Below are 24,781 nucleotides of genomic sequence, written 5' to 3' on the forward strand. Positions count from 1 at the left end.
CGGTCGGCGATTTCTCACCGGGCGGAGGGCGGCTGCGCGGGCGGGGAGCGTGACGACACCGGCGCGAGGCCGTCTCAGTCCTCCTGGAGCATGCGGGCCAGTGCCGCCCGGGACGCGATCCCGAGCTTCGGGAAGATCTTGTAGAGGTGGGCGGAGACGGTCCGCGGCGACAGGCGGAGCTGCGCCCCGATGGCCTTGTTGGTCATTCCGTTCGCCGCGAGCCGCGCTATCCGCAGTTCGTGCGGGGTCAGCAGCGCGGTCCCGCCCGTCGCGGCGGGCACCTGATGGCCCGCCGCGCGCAGTTCGCGCTCACAGCGCTCGACCCACGGCAGAGCCCGTAGCGAACGGAACGTACGGTGCGCCGCGGCCAGTACCTCCCGCGACTCGCGCCGGTGGTGACGGCGCAGCCACGTCCCGTGGGCCAGCCGCAGCCGTGCGAGGTCGAAGACCCACTGCTCGGCGCCGGGCACGTCGTACGCCGCCCGGAAGCAGGCATCCACGTCCACGGCCTGCGAAGAGACCTCCGCCCCCTCGGCGACGGGGCTCCCCGGGACCGGGGCACCCGCGACCTCGGATCGGCTCGGGGCAGACGCGAGCAGCGCGGACGCCGCGACCTGCAGGAAGGCATGGTGCCCGGAGATCTCCGCCATGCGCGCGGCCTCGCCCGCCGCCACGTGCGCGCGGGCCTCCGCCAGGCGTCCCGTGTGCACCGCGGCGTCCACGAGGTCATAGAACGGCAGATGGAACCAGGGCACCCCGCGCGGCAGTTCACCCGGCGGCGTGAGCGCTGCGAAGCTCTCGTACGCCTCGTCGTACCGGCCCTGGGCCAGCGCCGCCAGGCCGTGCAGATAGGCAAGATGGTCGGTGACGAACCGCATCCGGGCCGCGACGGCCGGGCCGCCGATGAGCCGAGCGGTCTCCCTCAGCCCGTCCTCGTCGCCGCGTCCGGCGAGGAAGTGCGCGTAGGAGAGCCTGAAGATCAGGGCGTTGCAGTGATAGCCGAGCTCCTCGGCTGCCTCCGCCTCGCGCAGGCAGGACTCCGCGGAGTCCCAGCGGCCGTGCAGGTAGTTCTGGTACGCCCTCGCCTTGGCGATCGTTCCCTGGGTGGCGTATGCGTGCTGCCCGTGGAAACGGCGCCACAGTTCGCCGTCGCCGAGGTCCACGCCGGACGCCGTCCACAGCAGCAGCCAGGCGCCTCCGGCTTCCTGCTCCGCGCTCAACGTGTCGGCCATGGACAGCAGTTCGGCGGATGCGCCGTGCGCGGTGCGGGCGGGGTCGGACCACGCCCGGTGACAGAGCCGGGCCAGCGGGGACACCTGGTCCAGGTGGCTCGCCAGCGCCGTCCACCCCCGGGGGTCGTCGGTGTACGTGGCGGCCAGCAGCAACTTGAAGAACACCTGCTCGGCGAGGCCCCCGAAGGACTCGGCGCCCGGCTCCGCGAGAGCGTCGAGGGCATGGGGCAGCAGCGTGAAGGACGACTCGAAGTCGACCCGGTGACTCTGGTCGACGTACACCACCGCGTAGGCGAACAGCGGCGCGACGTCCCGCGGTACGGGCCCCCTCTTCAGCTGCTCCACCAGCCGCGCCGTGTACCGCAGCCGGCCGCCGCGTGCAGCGGCCACCGCCGCCCAGGTGAGGCGACGGGCGCGGGCGTCCGGATCGGTACTCAGCGCCGCCGCCCGGTCCAGCAGCAGGGCGCCTTCCGCGTCGCCGCCCCGCCTGGCGATGCGTACGCCCGCCTCCTGCAGACGCGCTGCCAGCTCCTCGTCGGGCAGGAGCGTCGCGGACGCCTCGTGCGTCAGACGCCGTGGGTCGTCGGCGGCCAGCTCGGCGGCCAGCGCGCGGTGAGCAGCACGCCTTTCGCGACCCGAGGCGGTGGCCACGACGGCGCTCCGCACCAGGGGGTGACGGAAGACGACGCGGCCCGAGGCGTCGAGCCGGGCCAGGCCGCTCGCCTCGATCCGGTCGAGGACCTCCTCGGCACGGTCACCGGCGAGTGTCCGCAGCCGGCTGCCGGTCTGCCAGGCCGTCGGCCCGTCGGCCAGTGCTGTCAGCAGCAGTACCTGCGCCGCTTCGCCGGACAGCGATCCGATCCGGTCGGCGAACAGGCGCTCCAGACGCTGCCCGAGCGGCAGCCGTTCCGGCAGCGGGACAATGCCCTTCATCTCGTCGGGATGGAGCTGGCGGGGCAGTTCCATCAGGGCCAGGGGATTGCCGCCCGCGTCCGCCAGGACCCCGTCGGCGGCTCCGGCCGCGAGGGCCGGATGCCAGAGGCGCAGCAGTTCGCCCGCCTCCGCCGGCCGGAGCGCCCCGACGTGCACGGGCTTCGCCGGCCACCCCTCGACCGCGGTGCCGTCCGGCCGGCTCGCGCTCAGGATCACCACGTCCAGGTCGGTGATTCTGCGGTGCAGGAAGGCGAGGACCCCTGCACTGGAGGAGTCCACCCAGTGCAGGTCGTCCACGACGATCAGCAGAGGCTTCCTACGGGCCTCGTCGGCCAGCAGGGCCAGGGCCGAGGCCCCGACGAGGAAGCCGCCCGGAGGCAGTCCTTCGCGCAGGCCGAGTACACACTCCAGTGCGTTGCGCTGCCGCGGAGGCAAGGCGTCCGAGTGCTCCAGGAGCGGCCACAGAATCTGATGGAGTGCTCCGAAGGCGAGATCCGCCTCCGCCTCCGCGCCCACCGCGCGCAGGACCGTGAACCCGTCTGCGCGGGCCCGCTCCTCCGCCCACTCCAGCAGGGCCGTCTTGCCGATGCCTGCGTCCCCGCGCAGCAAGGTGCCCGAACCGCCGGCGCCCGTACGCGCGGAGTCGAGGGCGTACCGCAACGCGCCCAGCTCGCGCTGCCGACCGACCAGAATCCGGCCCTCCGGAACTGGCATCCGGACCACCCCCCACACCTCTCGGGCATGTGCCCGCCCACCACCCCTGAGTCCTGTGCGCGGGGCCGGTCCCACCCGGCGCCCTGGACCAGTATCGCCGCGGGTGGGCTGCGTCGGGAGGTCGACCAGGAGGTTCCGGCGGGCCCCTTCGGTGGGTACGGGACCTCAGCGGCGGTCCGTACGTCGCGTCAGGCTGCGTCGCCTCCCGTCCTGTCACCTCTCGTCCCGTCGGCGAACCGCCGGACGAAGGCGAGGGCCGTCTCGGCGACTTCACGCCAGCCGCTGTCGATGGTCAGCGCGTGGCCGCGTCCGGAGATCTCCGCGATCTCCGTCACCGAACTCCCGTTCTTCAGCTGCTTCTTGTAGGAAGCGTGGGCGATCGCCCACGGCACGGTGTGGTCCTTCTCGCCCGAGATGACCAGCAGCGGACCGCGTTCGGGATTCAGGGTGTCGACCCGGACCTCGGTCCACGGGTTGACGTTGGCCGCGGCGGCCTGGAACAGCGGTTCCCCGGAGGCGGGGACGGCGAATTCCGAGTAGAGCGCCCGTGCTTCGTCCTCGCTCACGGCGTTGGCGAAGGAGTAGCGGAACTGCTCGTAGGTGAGCGGGACCGCCCGGTGGTAGTTCGCCGGGTTCCCGAGGACGGCGCTCGCGGCGCGCAGCGACGACAGCGGCAGCGGCAGGACTCCCCGGAAGGGGGCGGGGTCGATGGCTACGGATGCCCGGGAGAGCCCGCGCCCGGCGATGATCTGGGTGATCAGGCCGCCGAAGGAGTGCCCGACCACGACGGGGGTGCGGTCGAGCTTCTCGATCAGTCCGCAGAAGTGGTCCGCCACCTCGCCGACGCCCTTGCCGGCGAAGACCTCGGGGTGGGCGTTGGCCTCGGCCACGGTGTCCGGGTCGTCCGGCCAGCCCGGCGTGAGCGGCGCAAATCCGGCCGCCTCGAACACGTCCGCCCACCGGTCCCAGCTGGTGGGCAGGAGCCAGAGGCCGTGCACGAAGACGACCGGGATGCGCCCGGAGGCGTTGGCCCGCTCCACCTGCGCGAGATCGCGAGCGTCACCAGAGCTGCGGGTATGGGGAGTTGAGGTCATGGTTCTTCCTCCGGAGAAGGGGACGGATCAGTTGCGTACGTGGTGCGCGGCGGACCGGATGAGTCCGGCCACGGCGTCGGGGTGGCTGTGGAGCGGCAGATGGGAGCTGCGTACCTCCACGCTGTGCGATCCGGCCCGCTCGGCCTGGAAGCGCTGGAGTTCCGCGGGGATTCCGCGGTCCTGGGTGCTGATCAGGGCCCACGAGGGCAGGGACCGCCACGCCGCCGAAGTCACCGAGTCCCCGAACGCCGTTGCGCTGAGCGGACGTTGGACGGCCGCCAGGGTCCGGGCGACCTCTCCCCGGACGTCCTGGGCGAACACGTGGTGGAATCGGTCCGGCCGGATGTAGAGATCCAAGCCGGGCGAGCCGTCCGGTGCCGGAGCGGGCACCTGCGTCAGAGCCGGGGCCAGTTGCGAACCGGGAAATCGTGCGGACAGTTCGCCGAGCACCTCGCCGGCGTCCGGCATGAACGCCGCGACGTAGACCAGGGCCCTCACATCCGCGTCGGCGCTGCCGGCGGCCTCCGTGATCACGGCCCCGCCGTACGAGTGACCGGCCAGCACCACGGGGCCGTCCACGCCCGCGAGTACCGCCGCGACCTGCGCGGCGTCGTGACGCAGTCCGCGCAGCGGGTTGGCGGGGGCGACGACGTCGTATCCCTGCCGGTGCAGTCGGCCGATGACAGGGGCCCAGCTGGAGGCGTCGGCGAACGCGCCGTGCACGAGAACGACGGTGGGTTTTCGCCCGGCGCCGTCGGCGGCGGCCGGTGGGGACCCGGCTGCCGCGGCGGTGCCGGGCAGCGCGGTCAGTGCCGCTGCGGCTGCCCCGGCGCCTGCGGCGATCGCCGCTCGGCGGGAGATCACGTGATGGTCGGACATGCGGGCATCGCTCTCTTTCGGATTGATCCGGGTCGTGCCCGAAGCACCGCAGGGGCACGGAAAGGACGCTAGGTCCGTGGGCGAGGCCACGGTCGGCGCGCGGTGCACACCCCCTTGACGCAACGCGCACACCTCGGAGCGACCGGCGCGGGGCGCCTCAGGACCAGCTCCGCACCGGCCCGTGCGCCGCTCACGGTGTCGGTCGCCCTCTCCGCCACGGCATACGAACGCGCCCGGTGATCCGCATGACCGGGGTCGTCGAATGACGGTCATTCGACCTAATCGCGCCGGTCCGCGCGTCGGCACACTGCCCGTAAGGACCAGCGCGGTGACCGTGCCCGATCCGGCGGTCCGTACGTCGTCGGGGAGCCGGGCGGGGCCGGCCCGATCGCCGTCGGCCGAGGGCCGGGGGCCGGAACGAGGAGCACGTATGGAAGAGGTACTCCGCACATCCTTCGCCCCGGGCGGAGACGGCGTCGACGCCTGGGGTGAGGCCCTCGGGCGGTGGCTCGCACCCGTGCAGGTCACCCCGCGCGTCACGCACCCGGCCGAGGCGACGCTCACCGTCACGCACTTCGGCTATCTGAGCCTCCTCGCCGCGGAGGCGGGCCCGATGCGCCTCAGCCGTACCGCACGCCTGATCTCGGGGCCGGAGGCCCCCGCGAGCCGGACGGCCGGGAGGCGTTACGCGGCCGTGGGCCCTTTGACGAGCGCGGATGCCGTCGCCGTGGTCCTGCAGGAAGCGGGAGACGGCGCGCTCACCCAGGACGGCCGCAGCACCGCGCTGCGCGCGGGTGACACGGCCGTCGTCGACCTGCGCCGCCCGTTCTGCCTGGAACAGCGCAGTTCCTTCCGGGCGTTGCTGCTGCGGGTGCCGGAGCACGCTCTCGGGATCCCCGCCGACCGCCTGGAACGGGTCACCGCGCGGGTGGCCGCCCCCGGTGGCGCCGGCCTGTTGGCGTCCTACCTGTCCGGCCTCGCTGCCGCCGTCGTGCAACTCCCCCCGAGGACCGGCGACCTGCTGGCCGGTACCACGGTCGAGTTCGTCGCGACCCTGGCCGACGAACTCGCCGGGGACGACTACCGGCACCGCGGGGCCGCCCGCGACCGCCTCGTGCCCCGGATCCGCCGCTACATCGACCACAACCTCGGGGACGCGGACCTCGCCCCGGACCGGATAGCCGCCGCCCACCACATCTCGGTCCGCTACATGCACCGGCTCTTCGAGGGGGAGGAGCTGACGGTGGGACAGCTCATCCAGCGACGACGGGTCGAGGAATGCGCACGGGAGCTGTCGCGGCGAGGCCGGGCACGCCCCAGCATCTCCGCGGTCGCCATGAGGTGGGGATTCCCCAACCCGACCCACTTCAGCCGCACGTTCAAGGCGGTGTACGGGGTGTCGCCCCGCCGGTGGCGCCCGGCCGGAACGGCCCAACTCCCCGTACCGGCAGGGGATTGCAGTCAAACGACCTACTGCGCGGACTGAGCCTGCCCGGACGATGGCAGAAGCGCTCTCGGAGCTCGGGCGCGCGGCATCCTGCCGCGGGCTCCGGATCATCCGCCCCCTCGTGACCGCCCGTGGAGGAAGCCCGTGCACCTCGCCGCCTCACGTTCGTCCGTCATCGGCGTACTCCTGCCCGCCGGCCCCGATCGGACGACCTCCTCCGGGGCCGTCACCGCGGCAGGCCGGGAGGCCGCCCGGAGCTCCGGTCCCACCGGCTGGAGCGTCCGGACCGTCTTCGGCCGGGCCGCCACCCGTGTCCAGACAGCCTCCCTCGACGGCCGGGACGCGCACGGTGCGGCGCAGACGGAGGACGCTGGCCCGGCCCTTCACGACCGCCCACCCGTATTGACCCTCGGCCAAGGCCCTTCCCGTCCACCCGAGACCGTCCTCTGCCTCGTCCGCAGGGGCGCAGTGACCGTGGCCGCGCTCCGCTCCTCCGGCACGGCAGGATCCGCTGTCCCGCTCGTCGTCGAGGAGGGAGGCGCGTTCGTCGTCGACGCCCACGGGCCCGTCCCGCTCGCTCCGCTGACCGGACTCTGCGAACTGCTTCTTCTCCGGATCGGTCACCCCTGCCTCTTCAGGAACGATGCGCCCGCCGACCGTGCGACCGGGACCCCGTTGCCCGTGCCCGGTTCGGAAGAGCCGCTCGACGTCACCCGCACCGCCACAGCGGCGCTGCTGACCCCGCTCCTGCTCGCCCTCGCCGCCCGGCGGCCCGAGTCGGCCTCGCAGCTGGCATCCGACCGCCTCGCGTGTCACCTGGCCGACCTCCTGGCGACGCTCCTCGCCGAGGTGGAGGAGCGCGCGCTCACCGACGCGGGCCGGGAGAGCGCGGTCCGGCCGGGCGATCGCCGCCTCCTGGCCGACATCCGTTGGTGGGTGAACCACCATCTGGGGGACCCGGGCCTCCGCCCGGAGGCGGTCGCGGCAGCGCACTACGTGTCCGTCCGCCGTCTGCACAAGCTCTTCGAGCACGAGGGCGGAACCGTCAGCCGGTGGATTCAGCAGCGGCGGCTGGAGGAGTGCCGACGCGAGCTCGGCCGCAGTGACCGTACGGAGATGAAGGTGTCAGCCGTGGCCCAGCGTTGGGGGTTCGCCAGCCCGGCCCACTTCAGCCGCGCGTTCCGCATTGCCTACGGGCTGTCCCCCCGCGTCTGGCGCGAGCTTCGCACCGGCGTGGTCCTCTGACGCACCACGGGAGGACCACCTGGGCCCCACGCCGGACCGCACCGTCTCCGTGTGCGTGTGTCAGCCCGCTCGCACGGCGGGCGGTGCCACGAACCCGCACCGCCCGCCGCGCCTGCTCGCCGCTGCCGGACCAGGCGGGGAAGTTCCAGGAGACACCGCCCCGCGCGCCCGCGGGACGGTCGACGGTGATGTCGTCGTGGGGGCCCGGCCGGTCCGTGTAGTGCACGACATCGCCGGTGACCAGGGTGACGTCGTACGTAGGCTGCCGCGCGGCGTCCGACGTTTCCACGGGGGCGCGGTCCGACGTTTCCACGGCGGCGCGGGTGTCGCTCGCGTCGGCGGGCGGCGAGAACAGCAGTGCGCCACCCAGGAGCAGGGGCAGGGCGGCGGCTGCGGGTAGACGTCGGCGTCTTCGCTGAGAATTCATGCCTCGGAACTGCACAGGCGCGGGGGCCCGTACGCGCGTAACCGGTGGCAAGTGGACGACATGGCGCCAGGTCGCCACCGGGCGGACACGCTGCCGGATGGCTCAGACCGCGACATCGCCGGGCTAGTTGATGCTGTTGTTCACGACGGGTGGGAGGGCTGGGACCTGATGACAGCGACGCAGCACAGCACAGCCAGTGCCAGAGCAACGGCCGCCGGCCCGGCGCCCGCTTCCGCGGCCGAGGCGGGGAGCAGCCGATCCGTGGGGTCGACCACGCCTTCGGGATCGAAGACCATCGTGAGGTGGTGCCCCGTGCGCACCGCGCTGCCGCAGCTCCTCCACGCCTCGACGGCGACCGGCGTGCTGTCCAGCAGCCGCACGGAGCAGGAGTTCTTGACGTAGTTCCTTCCTTCGTAGCGGTGGACATGGACCTCGGTCACCACCACGGTCCTCGGTCGGCCACGGGCTGCGAGTACGGCTTCCGCCGCCTGATCCGGAACCCACCAGGCCAGCACCCCGCCGAGAACGGCCACCCCGACCAGCAGAACGCGCCCGGCATGGGTGAAGAAGAGGTAGACGGCAGAGGCCAAGGCCACGACACCCCCGACGCCGGTACCGAGGGCGCCGTGACCGGTCAGTACTCCGGCTGTCCCGGCCCCCACGACGAGACCGGCAGACGTCAGTCCCAGCAGCACCCCCTTCACCACGAGCCGTGCGGCCGGCCGCCCTGTCCATGGGGCAGGGCCCCACATGCGGGCGCGATGGTCGTCGGCAGCCCCGAGGCGCTCCGATTGGGGATCGCTCATGTTCTCCGTCCATCACGGTTCAGCCTTCACCCTCGGGCGACGCAGTACCTCTGGTCCCGTGGGACGACGTCGCCCAACACTGCGGTGCCGGGACCCACTTCATACCTGACGACGCGTGGAGACCGGACTGCGGGGGCAGGCCGGGCGTCAGTGAGGCAGGCCGACGGCCCGTTCCCCGTTGCGGCGTTGCTGGATGACGACGGCGATGACGAGGAGGGCGCCTTGGGCGACGTTCTGCCAGAAGGTGTTGATGCCTTCGACGGTGAGGCCGTTCTCGAGGCAGCCGAGGAGGGCGACGGCGAGCAGCGTGCCGCCGATGCCGCCCTTGCCTCCCTTGAGGGCGGCGCCGCCGAGCGCGGCGGCCGTGATGGCTTTGAGTTCGAGTCCCTCGCTGCCGGAGACGGGCTGGCCCGAGCCCGTGCGGGCGGTCAGCAGGACGCCGGCGACGGCGGCGACCACTCCGATGAGGGTGTAGACGAAGATCAGGTACTTGTTGATGTCGATGCCGGCGAGGCGGGCTGCGGTGTCGTTGCCGCCGATGGCGTAGAGGTTGCGGCCGATGTCGGTGTACTTGAGCAGCAGGTGGACGGTGAGGGCCACGACGATCAGGATCCAGACAATGACGGGGAGTCCGGCCATCTTGCCCCGGCCGAGGAAGATGAAGACGTCGTTGTTGAGTACGTAGCCCTGGGCGCGTCCGTCGGACAGGAGTTGGGCGAGTCCCTTGTAGGCGGCCAGGCCGGCGAGCGTGGCGATGGTCGGATTGACGCGTCCGTAGACGATGATCAGGCCGTTCAGTGCGCCTATGACCACTCCGACGCCGATCGCGGCCGCCATGCCGAGGAAGGCGCCGGACCCGGTGCCGGTGAACACCATGGCGCTGACGACGGAGGCCACGCCGACCTGCGAGCCGACGGAGATGTCGAGGCCGCCGCAGATGATGACGACGGTCTGCACGATCGCGAGCAGTCCGGTGATGGTCGCCGCTTCGGCGATGACCTGCATGTTGGACAGGCTCAGGTAGTTGTCGTTGAGGACGCCGAACAGGACGAGGACGGCGAGGAGCGCACCGATGAGGCTGATGTTCTGACCGTCGAGGCCGGCGACGAACTTCGGGCGGCCCGAGGTGGGGCCGTCGCCCTGGCGGCCCTTCACGGCAGGGTCGGGCGTGCTGGTGAGGGTCATGAGGGGGCTCCGGGGGCGGTGCCGACGATGTCGTCGGTCATGGCGAGTTGGAGGATGGCTTCTTCACTGGCTTCGTTGCGATCGAGTTCCCCGGTGATCCGGCCGCCCTGCATGACGAGGACCCGGTCGGCGAGGCCGAGGAGTTCGGGGAGTTCGGAGGAGATGACGAGCAGGGCGACACCCTCGGCGGCGAGGTCGGCGATGATCTGGTAGATCTCGGCCTTCGCACCGACGTCGATGCCGCGCGTCGGTTCGTCGAGGATGAGGACCTTCGGCTTGCGGGCCAGCCATCGGGCCAGGACGACCTTCTGCTGATTGCCGCCCGACAGTTTGCGGACCTCGTGGTGGATCGACGGGGTGCGGACCCGCAGCCGGTCGGAGTACTCCTGCGCGAGCCGGCGTTCGGCGGTGCGTCGGATGAAGCGGAAGCGCCGCAGCCGGTCCAGTACGACGAGGGAGGTGTTGTCCTTGACGGACTGTCGCAGGAACAGCGCCTGGGCCTTGCGTTCCTCGGGGGCCAGCCCGAGTCCGGCGCTGATCACCTCGCCGGGCCGGCCGCTGCGCAGCCGGGTCCCGTCCAGGGTGGCGGTGCCGCTGTGCACGGGCAGATCGCCCGCGAGCGCGAGGGCGAGTTCCGAGCGTCCGGCCCCGATCAGGCCCGCCAGGCCGACGACTTCACCGGCGTGCACCTGAAGCGAGATGCCGGTGACGTCGTCGGTCGTGAGGTTCCTGACGTCGAGAACCAGCCGGTCCGTGGCGACCCGTTGGCGTACGAACATGGCGGACAGGTCGCGGCCCACCATCAGGCGCACGAGCTCACCCTCGTTCGTGGATCCGGCGTCCTGCACGCCGGCGAGGCTGCCGTCGCGCAGGACGGCGACGCGGTCGGCGAGCTGGAAGATCTCCTGCATGCGGTGCGAGACGTACACGATCGCGATGCCCTGCTCGCGCAGTCGCCGGATCAGCGCGAACAACGCGTCCACCTCATGCTCCGACAGCGACGAGGTGGGCTCGTCGAACGCGATGAGCCGCGCTGCCGTCCCGCCGGTCAGCGCGCGCATGATCTCCACGAGCTGCCGCTGCGCCGGTGTGAGCTGCGAGCCGAGCAGGTCCGGGTCGAGGACGTGCGCGAAACCCAGCCGCTCCAGGTCGGCCCGGATGCGCCGGTCCAGTTCGGCCCGGTCCAGCACCCGTCCGCGCCTGTGGGGCAACGTGCCCGCGTAGACGTTCTCGGCGACCGAGATGTGCGGGATGATCTCCGGCTCCTGCGGGATGATCCGGATGCCCGCGGCGCGGGCATCCGCCGGAGAGGAGAGCGCGACGGGCTCCCCGTCGATCAGGACGTGTCCCTCGGTCGGCTGGTGGTCGCCCGTGAGGATCTTCAGCAGGGTCGACTTTCCCGCCCCGTTCTCACCCATCAGGGCAGTGACCCGCCCGGCCGGGAAACCGAGGGTGATGCCGCCGAGCGCCTGCACTGCGCCGAACCGCTTGACGAGGTCCGCCACCCCGACGGCAGGGGATGGAGACGCTGCTTCGGACGGGCTGCCGGGGGATCCCGGGGAAGGGGTCGGTGGGTGGGCTTGGGTCATGGGTCGGTTCACCTCGAGGGCATGGGGCAGGTGTGGTCGGAGGTATCCGCACGCATCGGGAAGCGGGTGGGGGGCACCGGCAGGCGGCCGTTCGGTGGAGGCCGCCGGCCGGAGCTCTCAGCCGCAGGTGAGCCCGACGTCCTTCCACGAGGCGTGGTCGACCATGGTGGTCGGGGCGAACGCCTCGGCGGGGAAGTCCTTGCCGTTCTTGAGCTTGTCGTACATGGTCTGGACGGCCAGGGCGCCGACGTCCTTGCCGTTGATGAACAGCGCCGCCTTCATGCCGGTCGGCTTGTCCGACTGCCATTCCTTGCAGGCGAGGTAGGCACCCAGGCCCACGCCGATGACGTGGGCGGGGCTGACACCGGCGTTCGCGAGTGCGGTGACGCCGCCCATGACGTTCTCGTCGTTGCAGCCCCAGATCACCCAGTTCTTGACGCCGGAGTTGGCGGTGACCGTCGCGGCGATCTTGTCCTGTGCACCGGTGGGCGTGTTGTCGGTGGGTACGTCGATGGTCTTCACGCCGGGCACGGCCGCGTCGAAGGCGTGCTTGGCGGCGTCGACGCGCTCGCCGCAGACGGTCACGTCCTGCTTCCATGCCGAGACGACGCGGGTGTCGGCGGCCGTCCAGCCGGCCTTCTCGAACTCGGCGGCGGCGCGCTTGCCGACCTCCTCGCCCATCTGGGCGCCGCTGAACCCGATCCGCGGCACCAGGTCGTCCTTGGCGCAGGCGGCCGGGTCCGGGCCTGTCGTGCAGATCTGGTCGTCGGACGTCAGCAGTGCGACCTTGCCGTCCCTCGCGGTCCGGACGACCTGCGGGCCGACCGCCGGGTCCGGGACGACGACGATGACCCCGTCGCTCTTCTGTGCGACCGCCGACTGGACCTCACTGACCGTCTTGTTGGCGTCGTTGCCCAGGTTGACGACCTTGAGGTCGATCCCGAGCTTCTTCGCCTTCTCCTGCGCGCCCGCGGCCTCGCCGATGAAGTACTCCTGGTCGCCCTGCTTCTGCAGGTACGTGATCGAGATCTTGCCGCCGACCTCGGAGACCCGGTCGTCGGTTGCGGCCTCCTTGCCCGATGAACACGCCGTGCCCATACCGAGGGTGAGCAGCAGGCCGGTGGCTACGGCGGTACGCCGAGAAGTGGAACGGAACATCGGGGGCTCCTTCGTGCGGGCAGCGACCGCCGCTTCAGAGATGTGCGGGGGTCGGTTCGAGGAGAGGAAGGAAGACGCTGCCGGCTTCGAGTGCTTCGGCAGGGAACCCAAGACCTCTCTAAATCAAACAGGTTCCAACGTTTAGTTACATAACACAATGTGATGTCTTGGGCGTCAAGGGGATGGGCGGGCCGAGATGAGTTCGTAATCTTTGGTCGGTCTAATTCATGAAATGCATGCAGAAAACCCCCAGTTGGCCCGCGTGGCACCGATGTGGGTGCCACGCGAAGGCTCACTGGGGGTTAATGGGATCCGTGCGAGATGGCGAGGGATCGTGTGATTCAAACAGAGCCGCACAAGGTGCGGTAGATGGCTACTTGTTGACGGTGAAGCCCTGCTCCTTGCCGTACTTGACGCTGGCCTCCTGCCAGGCGTTCAGGCCGTCCCTGAGCGGCGTGGAGGAGACGTATGCCTTGCCGACGGTGTCGTTGAAGACGGAGTTGGCGTACACCTGATACGGGAGGTAGGACCAGTCGGCGCCGACGTTGTTGGCCGATTCGGCAAAGAGCTTGTTGGCCTGCTGCCCGCCGAAGTACGGGAACTCCGTCTCCAGGAACGCCTTGGACTCGAGGTCTGCACTGGTGGCGGGGAAGGCGCCCTGGGCGACGCGGGAGGTCGCGCCGGCGCCGGTCGTGGCGTACTCGATGAACGCGTAGGCGAGTTCCTTGTTCTTGGCGCCGTCCGGCATGGCGAGAGAGCTGCCTCCGTTCTCGGCGCTGGTCCTGTCGCCCTTGGTCCACTGGGGGAGCGGGGCCACGCGCCAGTCGCCGGACGCCGCGGCGACGCCCGAGGCGAAGCTGGCCGGCATCCACGCGCCGATGGACAGGGTGGCGATGGAGCCGCTCGCCAGGCCCTGGTACCACTCGTTGCTCCAGGAGCTGACCGGGGAGACCAGGTCCTCGTCGAGGAGCTTCTGCCAGGTGTCCGCGTACTTCTTGGTGCCGGCGTCGCCGAAGTCGACGGAGACCTGGGTCCCGGCGCTCTTGTACGGGCGGCCTCCGGCCTGCCAGATGAGGCTGGTGGTGGCGCCTGCGTCGCCGGTGTCGTTGGTGATGAAGATCTTCGGGTCCGCCTTGTGCAGCGTGCGCGCCGCCTCGACGTACTCGTCCCAGGTGGAGGGGATCGTGATGCCGTGCTTGTCGAAGACCTTCTTGTTGTAGAACAGCGCCATGGGGCCGGAGTCCATGGGCAGCGCGTACACGGCCTTGTCGTAGGTGACCGCGCTCCAGGGGCCGGGCGTGAAGGTCTTGTTCTGGGCCGCGGCGCCGAAGGAGGCGAGGTCCTCCATGGAGTGGGCTATGGCGAACTGGCCGAGGGCGTAGTACTCGACCTGTGCCACGTCGGGGGCGCCGGAGCCCGCGGTGATGGCGTTCTGCAGGGCGGTGTACTGCTTGTCACCGGTGCCCGCGTTGACCAGTTCGATGTCGACCTCGGGGTACTTCGCCTCGAAGTCCTCGGCCACCTTCTTGAGCGTGGGTTCCCAGGCCCATACGGTCACCTTTCCGCCCTTCTCCAGTGCGGCCTTGACGTCCTGCGGGCTGCTGCCGCTCTCGCCGTCGCCGGCGGGGGAGCCGCAGGCGGTCGCGGTCAGAGCGAGGGTGGAGACCACGGTGAGGGCGCCGAGCAGTCTGCGGGTGCGGTGCGTTCTCATGGGATGTGCTCCTGGTCGGTGGTGCGGGTGGACGGGGAAGGATCACGATCGGGACGGGCGATCCGGATCGGGCGGACCATCCGGATCGGGCGGACCATCCGGATCGAGCGGTGCGGATCGGTTCAGCAGGGGGCGGTCATTCCTTGACGCTGCCCGCCGCCAGGCCGGACTGCCAATAGCGCTGGAGCAGCAGGAAGACGGCCACGATCGGGACGATCGTCAGGAGGGAGCCGGTGACGATGAGGTCGAAAACGGCCTCGCCGCCGGCGGTCTGGGCCTGCGCGTTCCACGCGTTGAGGCCGAGAGTCAGGGGGTACCAGTCCGGGTCCTTGATCATGATCAGCGGCAGGAAGTAGTTGTTCCAGGTCGCGACCATGGAGAACAGCAGCACGGTGACGGTCCCGGGCATCAGCAGCGGCAGTGCGATCCGGAAGAAGGTGCGCAGCTCGCCGGAGCCGTCGACGCGCGCGGCCTCCAGCAACTCGGTGGGCACCGCCTCGGCGGCGAAGACCCACATCAGGTAGAGCCCGAACGGGGAGACGAGGGAGGGAATGATCACGGCCCACGGGGTGTTGGTCAGGCCCATGTTGCTGAACATCAGGAAGGTGGGGACGGCCAGGGCGGTTCCCGGGACGGCCACCGCCCCGATGACGACGGCGAAGACGGCGCGGCGGCCGGGGAACTGGTACTTCGCCAGCGCGTAGCCGCCCAGGACGGCGAGCACGGTGGCGCCGCCCGCTCCCGCCGCGACGTACAGCAGCGTGTTGAGGAACCAGCGGACGAAGACGCCGTCGTCGTAGGCGAGGGTGCGGGAGATGTTGTCCCAGAGGTTGAAGTCGTCCGCGAACCACAGGCCGAAGGAGTCGAAGAGACCGTTCTGGTCCTTGGTGGCGTTGACGACCAGCCAGAGCAGCGGGACCAGGGTGTAGACGAGCACGAGGCCGGTGACGAGGGTGAGCGGGATGCTCGGGCGTGGGTTGAGCGGAGTGTGGGGAAGTCTTCTGCGCTTCCTCGTGAAGGCGTCCGAGGTCCGGGAGTCACTCGCCGTCGTGGGCGCGGCCGGGGAGCCGGGTTCGGGGGAGGGGGCGGAGGACCCGGGTGCGACGGTGGTGAAGGAGGAGGTCATGGCTCAGCCCTTCCGCATGCCGCGCAGCTGCACCGTGTACGCGACGATCGCGGTGATCACGCCCATCACGATGGCCACGGTGGCGGCGTAGTTGTGCTGCTGGCCGGAGAAGGACAGCGAGTACGTGTACAGGTTGGGGGTGAAGTCATTGGTGATCGCGTTGGGTGCGAGCTTCTGCAGGATGCTGGGCTCGTTGAAGAGCTGGAAGCTGCCGATGATCGAGAAGATCGTGGCGATGACGAGCGCGCTGCGGATCGCGGGGAGCTTGACCGACGCGATGACGCGCCATTCGCCGGCGCCGTCGATCGCGGCGGCCTCGTAGAGCGAGCGGGGCACGACCTTGAGCGCCGAGTAGAAGATCAGCATGTTGTAGCCGACGAACTCCCAGGTCACGATGTTGCCGATCGAGGCCAGCACCAGCGATGGGGAGAGCGGGTTGGGCAGGGACACGCCGAACGCGTCGTTGATATTGCCGACCAGGCCGAACTGGGTCCCGTAGATGAACCCCCACATCAGGCTCGCGACGACGGCCGGTACTGCGTAGGGAAGAAAGAGGGACACGCGGAAGAAGGACTTCCCGTAGAGCCTCCCGCTGTCGATGGCCAGGGCCACCAGCAGCGCGATGCCCAGCATGATCGGCACCTGCACAGCCAGGAACAGCCCGACGCGCGCCAGACCCTCCCAGAACTGCGGATCGGTCAGGGCCTGCCGGTAGTTGTCCACGCCCACGAAGGACCTGCCGCCGATCAGCCGGTCCTTGAAGAGGCTCAGGTAGCCGGCGTATCCGATCGGTGCCAGGAAGACGAGTCCGAAGACCGCGACGAACGGGCCGGCGAATCCCCACCCGACGAGGCCGTGCCTCCCGAGGGGGCGGTGCCGTCGTGGCCTGGGTGGTGGGACTGCCTGTGCGGACGTCGACAGCAGCGTCATGGTGGTTCCTTGCGTCGTTGACCGACCGGTCGGGAACGGAGTGAGGGAGGCAGAGGGCCTCGGGCAGGAGTGCCGAAGAAGCTGATCCGATGGGTCATGTTTACGTAATCATCGGTGGCTTGATGGTGCCACCGCCGTCAGATGGGCGTCAAGCACGGCGCGGTAGCGAACACATGGGATTGAGGTGACGGCTCAGCGCGCGGTGCCCGGTCCGGGTGGGGGAACCCGTCCGTCCGTACGGCGCGGACGCGGATTCTCGACGGTGCTCGCACGGAGCACGGACCGTACAGCCCTGGCCGACCCGCCGGTTCTCGCCCCGCGGCCGGGCGGTCGCACCGCAGGCGTGTGCCGTCACGTGGCGGCCGAGGGTCCGTCAGGCGGGCGGGGGTGCCGTGCTCGCCCGCACGACGAGCGTGGGTTCCACAGCCAGCCGGTGCGGGCCCTTGTCGCGGCGTTCGATCTGCTCCAGCAGCAAGGTCACGCAGTGCTTGCCCACCACGTCGAAGTCCTGGTGCACCGTGGTCAGCGGCGGCTCGAAGAACTTGGCCTCGGGGACATCGTCGAAGCCGGCCACACTGACCTCGTCCGGTACGGCCCGCCCCGCCTCGTGCATGGCGCGCAACACCCCCAGTGCCATCTGGTCGTTCGCCGCGAACACGGCCGTGACGTCGGGCATCTCCGCGAGCGTCCGGCCGGCCAGGTATCCGGACTCTGCGGTCCAGTCCCCGTACAGGGTCGGGCGTACGGGAGCTCCGGCCGTGACGAGCGTGCGCTCCCATGCCTCGGCGCGCCGCCGTGCGGCGAAGGAGTCGCGTGGGCCGCTGACGTGATGGACGGTGCGGTGACCGAGCTCCAACAGATGGCCGACCACGCTCTGCGTGCCACGCGCCTGGTCGAAGTCGACGTTGGGGTAGCGGTGTCCGGTGTCGCCGTCGGCGACGACCACCGGCATCGTGGGTGGCAGATGCAGCGACGGGGTGTCGAGCATCTGGGACTCGATCAGCACGATGCCGTCGACCGACTGCAGCATCAGGTGCCGGAATGCCTGCCGTACGGCGGCCTCGGTCTGGGCGCGGATGCCCATGAAGTTCACCGAGAAGCCGGCCTCGCGCGCCGCGTCCGCGATGGCCGCGAGTGTGCGCGCGTTGCCGTGGGCGCCGACGTCGAAGCTGACCACTCCGAGGGCACCGAACTTCCCGGTGACCAGCGCGCGGGCCGCCGCGTTGGGGCGGTAGCCGAGGGCCTGCATCGCGTCGAGAACCTTGGCACGGGTGGTCTCGTCCACGTTGTCGTGGTTGTTGGCCACGCGCGAGACGGTCTGGGACGACACGCCCGCCTTCGCCGCGACCTCGGCCATGGACGGCCACTTCCGGGGCGGGCGGGAGCGCGGTGCTCGCGTTGCCTTCTCCGCCACCACTGGCCGCCTTTCCCCGAGAGTTCTGCGCGGGTCTGCGCCCACTGTGCACGCGCTCCTCAATGTTGACGCAAACACGTCCCGGGGTCAAAAACCTCGACTGGCTCCGTCCAACTCCTTGACAGCGCCGCGCGCCCCTCGCAAACTTCCGGCTACATCGTGTTTACGCAAACATTACGCAGGGCCAGTGATCGTAACGGTCCTGACCGGCCGGCCACCCGTCCCCATCGGCCCGGCACCCCCCTCCCAGGCGCCCACCGCTCCGGGCCAGTGCGGTCCTCGGCCGCGCCGCCCGTGCGCAGCGCCCGGTCCGACGAACACCACGAGGTAACGCGACATGCGACTCAAGATCTTCGGGACGGCGGCACTCTTCTCTGCCCTTGCCGCTCTCCTCCTCTCCCTCCTCGCCGCCGTGGGCACCGCCCACGCGGCCCCCGTGCCCATCGCCAACGGGACGCAGTTCACCGGCCCCGACGGCAACCCCGTGCACGCCCACGGCGGCGGCGTGATCAAGGTCGGCGAGTACTACTACTGGTTCGGCGAGGACCGGAACGCCGACAACAGCTTCCGCTACGTCTCGGCCTACCGTTCGGTCGACCTGCGGACGTGGGAGTTCCGGAACCATGTGCTGACCCAGGCCGGCGACCCGGAGCTGGCGACCGCGAACATCGAGCGGCCCAAGGTCATGTACAACGCCGCGACCGGCCAGTTCGTGATGTGGATGCACAAGGAGGGCAGCGCCACCGACTACAGCGAGGCGCGCGCCGCCGTCGCCGTGTCCTCCACGGTGGACGGCGACTACACCTGGCGCGGCAGTGTCCGGCCCCTCGGCCACATGTCCCGGGACATCACGACCTTCGTCGACACCGACGGCACCGGCTACATGATCTCGGCCGCCAACGAGAACGCCGATCTCCACGTCTACCGACTGACCGCTGACTACACCGCGGTGGAGTCCCAGGTCCAGAAGCTGTGGCCGGGCCAGTGGCGGGAGGCACCCGCCATGTTCCAGCGCAACGGGGTGTACTTCCTGCTCACCTCCGGTGCCACGGGATGGGCCCCGAACCAGCAGAAGTACGCCACGGCCACCAGCGTCACCGGCTCCTGGAGCGACCTGAAGGACATCGGCGACGCGACGACCTACCGCAGCCAGACCGCCTTCGTCCTGCCGGTCCAGGGCACCAAGGGCACCAGCTACCTCTACATGGGCGACCGTTGGGGCAACTCCATGGGCGGCACCGTCAACGACTCCCAGTACGTCTGGCTGCCGCTGACCTTCCCCACCAGCACCACGATGACGATGGAGTACTCCCCGCAGATCACCGTCGACACCGCCGCGGGCACCGCGACCGGGATGAACGTGCCCTGGGAGACGTTGGCCGCCCGCAACAGCGGCAAGTGCGCCGACGTGTCCGGGTTCGACACCAACGGCGGCGCGCAGCTGATCCAGTGGGGCTGCGGCGGGGGCGTCAACCAGCACTTCTGGATCAAGAAGCTGGACACGGGCTACGTCCAGATCATGGCCCGGCACAGCGGAAAGTGCCTCGACATCGCCGGCGCATCGACCGTGGACGGGGCCCTGGCCGTGCAGAACGCCTGCGACGGCTCGGCCTCCCAGCAGTGGAAGGTCCGGACGACCGCCGTCACCGGCTACGTCGAGCTCCTCGCCCGGCACAGCGGAAAGTGCCTCGACGTCGTCAACCAGTCGACGGCCGACGGGACCGCTCTTGAGCAGTGGACCTGCAACGGGGGCGACAACCAGAAGTGGCGGCGCTCCGCGGTCTGACCGCCCACCGCCCACCGGGACAGCACCGACACCAGCGACAGCACCGGGACAGCGGCGACAGTACCCGGACAGCACCGACAGCACCTGGCGTCGGCGGTACCGGCCGCCCGGCCTGCCCTCCGCCGTGAGACCGGGGCGCGGTGCGGCCACCGTCCCGGGCCGCCCCCCCCGCCCGCATCATCTGCGCCTCCTGGCCCCCGGTCAGGAGGCGCAGCGGCGAGGGCGGATTCCGCCGCCCCTCCACCTGCCAGGCCGTCATCTCCTCCCACCCCAAGGAGCAGTTCGTGTTCCCCACGCGCAAGCGACCGGTGTCCCCCCAGGCCCGGTACGGTCCCTCCCGCCCCAGAAGGCTCGTCGTCGCCGCCACCGCCGCGGTCCTCGCGGCGACCGCCTTCACGGCCGTCGGACCCGCCTCGTCCCCGGCGACGGCCGCAGAGACGCCGGCCGCGGCGCTGACCGTCCGCCTGGACCCCAGCTACCAGCACCCGTCCTTCCAGGGCTGGGGGACCGCACTGGCGTGGTTCGCCGACGTCACGGGCGGATGGCCCGACGCGCAGCGCAACCGCCTTGCGGACGACCTCTACGGCGCGAACGGCCTCGGCTTCACCATCGCCCGGTACAACATCGGCGGCGGCGACAGCCCCGAGACCACTCCTTACATGCGCGCAGGCGGCGCCGTCCCCGGCTACTGGAACAGGCCCGGCCCCGAGGCCCCCGACTGGTGGGACCCGGCCCGGGCCGACCACTGGAACCCCGACGCCGATGTCAACCAGCAGTGGTGGCTCACGGCTGCCAAGGCGCGCGGAGCGACGACCTTCGAGGCGTTCTCCAACTCCGCGCCGTACTTCATGACCAACAGCGGCCTGGTCTCGGGTGCGGTCGACGGGTGGCATGACAACCTCCGCTCCGACCAGTACGACCGGTTCGCCGCCTACCTGACGGGCTCGATGCAACGGGCCCAGTCCGCCACGGGCGTCACGTTCGACTCCCTCGCTCCGATCAACGAGCCCAACACCGACTACTGGCACGCCGGAGGCCGCCAGGAGGGCTCGCACTGGGATCCGGCCTCCCAGGCCCGCATGATTACCACCTTGCGCTCCGCCCTGGACGCCAAGGGCATGACGACCCCGATCGCCGCCATGGACGAGACGAATCCCCAGGTGTTCCGGGCCAATTGGGAGTCGTACGCCCCCGCAGTCCGCGACGCGGTCGGTCGGCTCAACACGCACACGTACGGGACGAACGGCCGCACCGCGGTGCGGGACATCGCCAAGGGTGAGGCCACGCCGTTGTGGATGTCCGAGGTCGACCTCGGCGGCAGCGTCCCGCAGAGCTTCACCGACATGAGCCCCGCCCTCGACCTCGCCGGGCGCATCAACGACGACCTGCGTGAGCTGGAGCCGCGCGCGTGGGTCCTGTGGCAGGCGGTCGAGGACTACGAGAACATGACCCCGGGGCGCGAGAACTCCAACTGGGGCCTGATCCAGGCGGACTTCACCCCCGGCGACGCGGCGACCGAGCCCCTGCGCAAGAACAAGAAGTACTGGGCGATGGCGAACTACAGCCGCTTCGTCCGCCCGGGCGCGCGGATCACGAACACCGACGACCCGCAGACCCTGGCGGCCGTGCGGCCGGGCGGCAACGGTGTGGTCGTCGTCCACACCAACCCGACAGGCGCCGAGCGGGAGGTGACCCTTAACCTCGACGGCTTCCAGACGGTCGCGGACGGACCCGTCGAGCGCTGGACGACCGACGCCACCAAGAACCTCCACCGCGAGAGCGACGCGGCCGTGACCGGAAGGACGTTCAAAGCCACCGTAGGCGCCGGCTCCGTCACCACGTTCGTCCTGCCCTCGGTCTCGGGTGTGAACACGGCGGCGACCACCGCACCCACCGGCACGCCGCGCCGGCTGCTCAACGACAACAGCGGCAAGGCGCTCGCCGTCGCCACCGTCAACGGCACGAGCACCCCGGTCCAGCGCACCCCCGACCCGGCCGACACCGCGCAGCAGTGGACCTTCACCAAGCTGTCCTCCACCGATTGGGGCAACACCGCCGCCTACCGCGTCACCAACGTCAGGACCGGCAAGGCGCTCTCCGTCACGGGCGACGTGCTGACGTTCGGCAGTCCCGGATCGTCCACCGCGCAGCAGTGGATACGCTCGACCGCGGGCGACGGCCACAGCACCCTGATCAACGGCGCCACCGGCAAGCTCCTGGACGTCACCGACGCCTCGACCGCCGACGGAGCGCCCGTCGCCGTCTATCGGCCGACGAATGGCAGCAACCAGTCCTGGACCTTCGCCGCCACGGTGCCGGACGCCTGGAAGACGCTCTCCTTCCGGCACAGCTCCCTGTGTCTCGACGTCAGCGGCAACGCGGCGGACGACGGTGCGGCCGTCGTCCAGTACGGCTGCACCGTGAGCACGAACCAGCAGTGGTCGCTGCGCTCCACCGGCGGCGGGTACGTGAACCTCGTCGCCCGGCACAGCGGCAAGTGCCTCGACGTGAGCGGTCTGTCCACGGCCGACGGCGCCGAGGTCTTCCAGTACGCCTGCAACGGGGGCCGCAACCAGGAGTGGGCGGCGCGGAGCACCGGTGACGGGCACATCACGCTGACCGCCCGGCACAGCGCCAAGTGTCTGGACGTGAGCGGCGGATCCACCGCCGTCGGCGCGCCCGCCGTCCAGCGGACCTGTGACGGCGCGGCGAGCCAGCAGGTCCGCCAGGGCTGATCGCGAAGGAGCCGGGCTCCGACCCTGGGGTCGGAGCCCGGCTTCCGTGGGCCGCCGAAGGCTGCCTACTCCTCGGTGGGCCCGAGGTCGGCGCTGTCGCGGAACTGGACGGTCCGGTCGTGGGGGCAGGCGTGCAGCTCCAGCACGACGATCTCGTTGGCTCCCGTTCGCAGAACCGGCGCCGGGACGTAGAGGGACCGCTGAGGACCGCGCGACCAGTAGCGACCCAGCGCGAACCCGTTGATCCACACACTGCCCTTCGTCCAGCCGTCGAGGTGGAGGAAGGCGTCCGCCGGCTCGTCGACGTCGAAGGAGCCCCGGTGGAACGTCGGCCCGAGAGGCGTCACGGTGCTCGCCCTGAACGGGAGCGCGGAGACGTCGGTCAGCGGGAGGGGCCGGCATGTCCAGCCGGTGAGTTCCCCGCCGTCCAGCAGGACCTGTCCGAGCAGGCCCTTGCGATCGTGGATGCCCGGCCCGTAATTGACCCGCCCCTGGTTCTCCACCAGCACGCTCAGGACGCCGCCCTCCTGCGGTGCGGTGACGGCCAGGGCGTGCTCGTGGTTCTCCCGCTCCAGTACACCGGCCGGGAGCCCGTCGACGAAGACCTGGGCGCGGTCCCGTACGTGCTCCACCTCAAGCAGCGCCGGGCCCGCGGACGCCAGAGCCGTCTCGTACAGCACGAAGCCGAAGTCCTGCCCGAGCTGCTCCATGGTGAGCGGCTGCGGGGAGCCGACGGCCTCGCCGAGCGCCTCGGCGCATCCCAGCAGGCCGGCGCTCTCGGGCAGGACCACGGCCGTCGCCGCGAGCTTGGGGCCGCGCGGGGGGACGGGTTCGGCCGGGACCGGTGCGTACTTGGCGATCACGTTGCGGAAGGCGGTGAACTTCTCGGTCGGGTCACCGGCCTCGTCGAGCGGGGCGTCGTAGTCGTACGACGTCACCGTGGGCCGGTAAGTGTGCTTGTCGTTCGCTCCGTTGGTGAAGCCGAAGTTCGTGCCGCCGTGGAACATGTAGAAGTTGACCGAGGCCCCGGCGGCCAGGAGCTCGTCCAGCTCCTGCGCCGCGTGGTCGTGGTCCCGCACCACGTGGTGGCCTCCCCAGCGGTCGAACCAGCCGATCCAGAACTCGGTGCACATGACCGGTCCCTTCGGCTGCTGGGCGCGCAGGGCGGCCAGGTTCTGTGCGGGGCGACTGCCGAAGTTGGCCGTGGCCAGTACGCCGGGCAGCGTTCCGCGGGCAAGGTCGGCGGGCTGGTCGCAGGTGAACAGCGGTACGTCCACCCCGCAGCGGCGCAGCGATTCCGCGAGGTGCTCCAGGTAGGCGGTGTCGTCGCCGTAGGCCCCGTACTCGTTCTCCACCTGGACGGCGACGACCGGTCCGCCCTGGGTGGCGAGGTAAGGCTGCAGTGGGGTGAGCAGCCGGGCGAAGTAGTCGTCGACCGCTGCGAGGAAGCGGGGGTCGCGGGTTCGCAGACGGATGTCCGGCTCGGCCAGGAGCCAGGACGGAAGGCCACCGCCCTCCCACTCGGCGCAGATGTACGGGCCGGGGCGGAGCAGGACGTGCAGTCCCTCCGAGGCGGCGAGGTCGAGGAACGCGGCTATGTCCAGGCCGCCGTCCGTCCGGAACTCGTCCGGCTGCGGCTGGTGGAGGTTCCAGGGCACGTACGTCTCGACGGTGTTGAGGCCCATGAGCCTGGCCTTGCGCAGCCGGTCCGCCCACTGGCCGGGGTGCACGCGGAAGTAGTGCAGCCCGCCGGACAGGAGCCGGAACGGTTCGCCATTGATGCTGAAGCCGCCGTCGTCGATCTGAAGAGGGGGCATGTACGGGTGCTCCTGTGCTGGAGGTGGGATGCGCTGTCGCGGCGGGAAGAGCCTGCCTGCACTATGTTTACGTTAACAAGCGCTGGTGGCAAGCCTTCGAGGGTGTTCTCGGTGCGAACGGCCTCCTGTGCGGCCGGTCGGTGAAACGGCGGGCACCGCGCAGTGGGCTACGAGGGTGTCCGTAAGCGGCACCCGCCTGGCCGGCAGCGGTGCGTCGGCCGGGGTCGACGGCGCCCCCAGAAGTGAACGCACTCGCACGGTTATTGACACTCTTCTCGGCGTCATGCTGCACTGGCGGCGCGATGGCAACGTAAACATGCGAGGTGAGCGCGATCGTGCCACCTCCTCCTCGTCGGGCCGGGACTCCCGCGAGCCGTTTACGTGTGCCTGCGAGCCGCTGCCCCCCTCCTGGCGAACGGAGCCGCACCATGCGCCTCCCCGACGCATCCCTCGGCCGTCGACGATTCCTCACGACGGCCGCTGCGACCACAGGCGCGGTCGCCCTGCCCGGCGTCGGATCACCGCCGGCCGCGGCCGCGGTCCCGCCGCAGAC

Annotated in this window: 16 protein-coding genes; 4 read left to right on the top strand and 12 right to left on the bottom strand. The window is 70.7% G+C overall.

Annotated features, from left to right (window positions below):
- Positions 1 to 74 precede the first annotated feature (74 nt).
- The 3 genes from OG230_RS31605 to OG230_RS31615 all read right to left on the bottom strand — a co-directional run bounded on the left by OG230_RS31605 (position 75) and on the right by OG230_RS31615 (position 4,852).
- Positions 75 to 2,879 (bottom strand): helix-turn-helix transcriptional regulator, encoded by a 2,805-nt coding sequence (locus OG230_RS31605; RefSeq protein ID WP_328907158.1) that lies wholly within the window; start codon positions 2,877 to 2,879, stop codon positions 75 to 77.
- 188 nt (positions 2,880 to 3,067) lie between these two features.
- On the bottom strand, positions 3,068 to 3,973 hold the full coding sequence (locus OG230_RS31610) for an alpha/beta hydrolase (RefSeq protein WP_328907159.1): 906 nt from the start codon (positions 3,971 to 3,973) through the stop codon (positions 3,068 to 3,070).
- Positions 3,974 to 4,000: 27 nt separating this feature from the next.
- Positions 4,001 to 4,852 (bottom strand): alpha/beta fold hydrolase, encoded by an 852-nt coding sequence (locus OG230_RS31615; protein ID WP_328907160.1) that lies wholly within the window; start codon positions 4,850 to 4,852, stop codon positions 4,001 to 4,003.
- A 430-nt stretch (positions 4,853 to 5,282) separates the two neighbouring features.
- Between OG230_RS31615 and OG230_RS31620 the strand changes: the two genes are divergently transcribed.
- Both OG230_RS31620 and OG230_RS31625 read left to right on the top strand, forming a co-directional pair.
- The gene (locus OG230_RS31620) at positions 5,283 to 6,338 is read left to right on the top strand and encodes a helix-turn-helix domain-containing protein (RefSeq protein WP_328907161.1); all 1,056 of its coding nucleotides are present in this window, start codon (positions 5,283 to 5,285) and stop codon (positions 6,336 to 6,338) included.
- A 105-nt stretch (positions 6,339 to 6,443) separates the two neighbouring features.
- Positions 6,444 to 7,544 (top strand): helix-turn-helix transcriptional regulator, encoded by a 1,101-nt coding sequence (locus OG230_RS31625; RefSeq protein ID WP_328907162.1) that lies wholly within the window; start codon positions 6,444 to 6,446, stop codon positions 7,542 to 7,544.
- A gap of 567 nt (positions 7,545 to 8,111) precedes the next feature.
- Here the strand turns inward: OG230_RS31625 and OG230_RS31630 are convergent.
- The 8 genes from OG230_RS31630 to OG230_RS31665 form a co-directional block, all read right to left on the bottom strand.
- A complete protein-coding gene (locus tag OG230_RS31630; RefSeq protein WP_328907163.1) occupies positions 8,112 to 8,777 on the bottom strand; it encodes a hypothetical protein in 666 nt (221 codons plus the stop codon).
- A gap of 147 nt (positions 8,778 to 8,924) precedes the next feature.
- Positions 8,925 to 9,962 carry an ABC transporter permease gene (locus OG230_RS31635; protein ID WP_328907164.1) on the bottom strand — a complete coding sequence of 346 codons (1,038 nt, stop codon included), beginning with the start codon at positions 9,960 to 9,962 and terminating at the stop codon, positions 8,925 to 8,927.
- Positions 9,959 to 11,467, bottom strand: a complete 1,509-nt coding sequence (locus OG230_RS31640) for a sugar ABC transporter ATP-binding protein (protein ID WP_328907165.1) — start codon at positions 11,465 to 11,467, stop codon at positions 9,959 to 9,961. The genes OG230_RS31635 and OG230_RS31640 overlap by 4 nt, the downstream gene beginning before the upstream one ends.
- Before the next feature lie 201 nt (positions 11,468 to 11,668).
- A complete protein-coding gene (locus OG230_RS31645) occupies positions 11,669 to 12,709 on the bottom strand; it encodes a substrate-binding domain-containing protein (RefSeq protein ID WP_328907166.1) in 1,041 nt (346 codons plus the stop codon).
- A 373-nt stretch (positions 12,710 to 13,082) separates the two neighbouring features.
- Complete coding sequence (locus OG230_RS31650) at positions 13,083 to 14,420, bottom strand: ABC transporter substrate-binding protein (protein WP_328907167.1); 1,338 nt, start codon at positions 14,418 to 14,420, stop codon at positions 13,083 to 13,085.
- Between the two features lie 136 nt (positions 14,421 to 14,556).
- Positions 14,557 to 15,546: a carbohydrate ABC transporter permease gene (locus OG230_RS31655; protein ID WP_328907168.1), complete on the bottom strand. Its 990-nt coding sequence runs from the start codon at positions 15,544 to 15,546 to the stop codon at positions 14,557 to 14,559.
- 3 nt (positions 15,547 to 15,549) lie between these two features.
- Entirely contained in the window at positions 15,550 to 16,476 is a 927-nt protein-coding gene (locus tag OG230_RS31660; RefSeq protein ID WP_328907169.1) for a carbohydrate ABC transporter permease, read from the bottom strand.
- Between the two features lie 373 nt (positions 16,477 to 16,849).
- Complete coding sequence (locus OG230_RS31665; protein ID WP_328907170.1) at positions 16,850 to 17,833, bottom strand: LacI family DNA-binding transcriptional regulator; 984 nt, start codon at positions 17,831 to 17,833, stop codon at positions 16,850 to 16,852.
- A gap of 394 nt (positions 17,834 to 18,227) precedes the next feature.
- Here OG230_RS31665 and OG230_RS31670 point away from each other — a divergent pair, with 394 nt between their 5' ends.
- Together OG230_RS31670 and OG230_RS31675 are read left to right on the top strand one after the other, a co-directional pair.
- Positions 18,228 to 19,676: an RICIN domain-containing protein gene (locus OG230_RS31670; RefSeq protein ID WP_328907171.1), complete on the top strand. Its 1,449-nt coding sequence runs from the start codon at positions 18,228 to 18,230 to the stop codon at positions 19,674 to 19,676.
- Between the two features lie 284 nt (positions 19,677 to 19,960).
- Positions 19,961 to 22,411 (top strand): RICIN domain-containing protein, encoded by a 2,451-nt coding sequence (locus OG230_RS31675; protein ID WP_328907172.1) that lies wholly within the window; start codon positions 19,961 to 19,963, stop codon positions 22,409 to 22,411.
- A 65-nt stretch (positions 22,412 to 22,476) separates the two neighbouring features.
- Here the strand turns inward: OG230_RS31675 and OG230_RS31680 are convergent, their stop codons facing one another.
- Positions 22,477 to 24,228 carry a glycoside hydrolase family 35 protein gene (locus OG230_RS31680; RefSeq protein WP_328907173.1) on the bottom strand — a complete coding sequence of 584 codons (1,752 nt, stop codon included), beginning with the start codon at positions 24,226 to 24,228 and terminating at the stop codon, positions 22,477 to 22,479.
- Between the last annotated feature and the right edge of the window lie 553 nt (positions 24,229 to 24,781).

Source organism: Streptomyces sp. NBC_00234 (assembly GCF_036195325.1).
GTDB lineage: Bacteria > Actinomycetota > Actinomycetes > Streptomycetales > Streptomycetaceae > Streptomyces.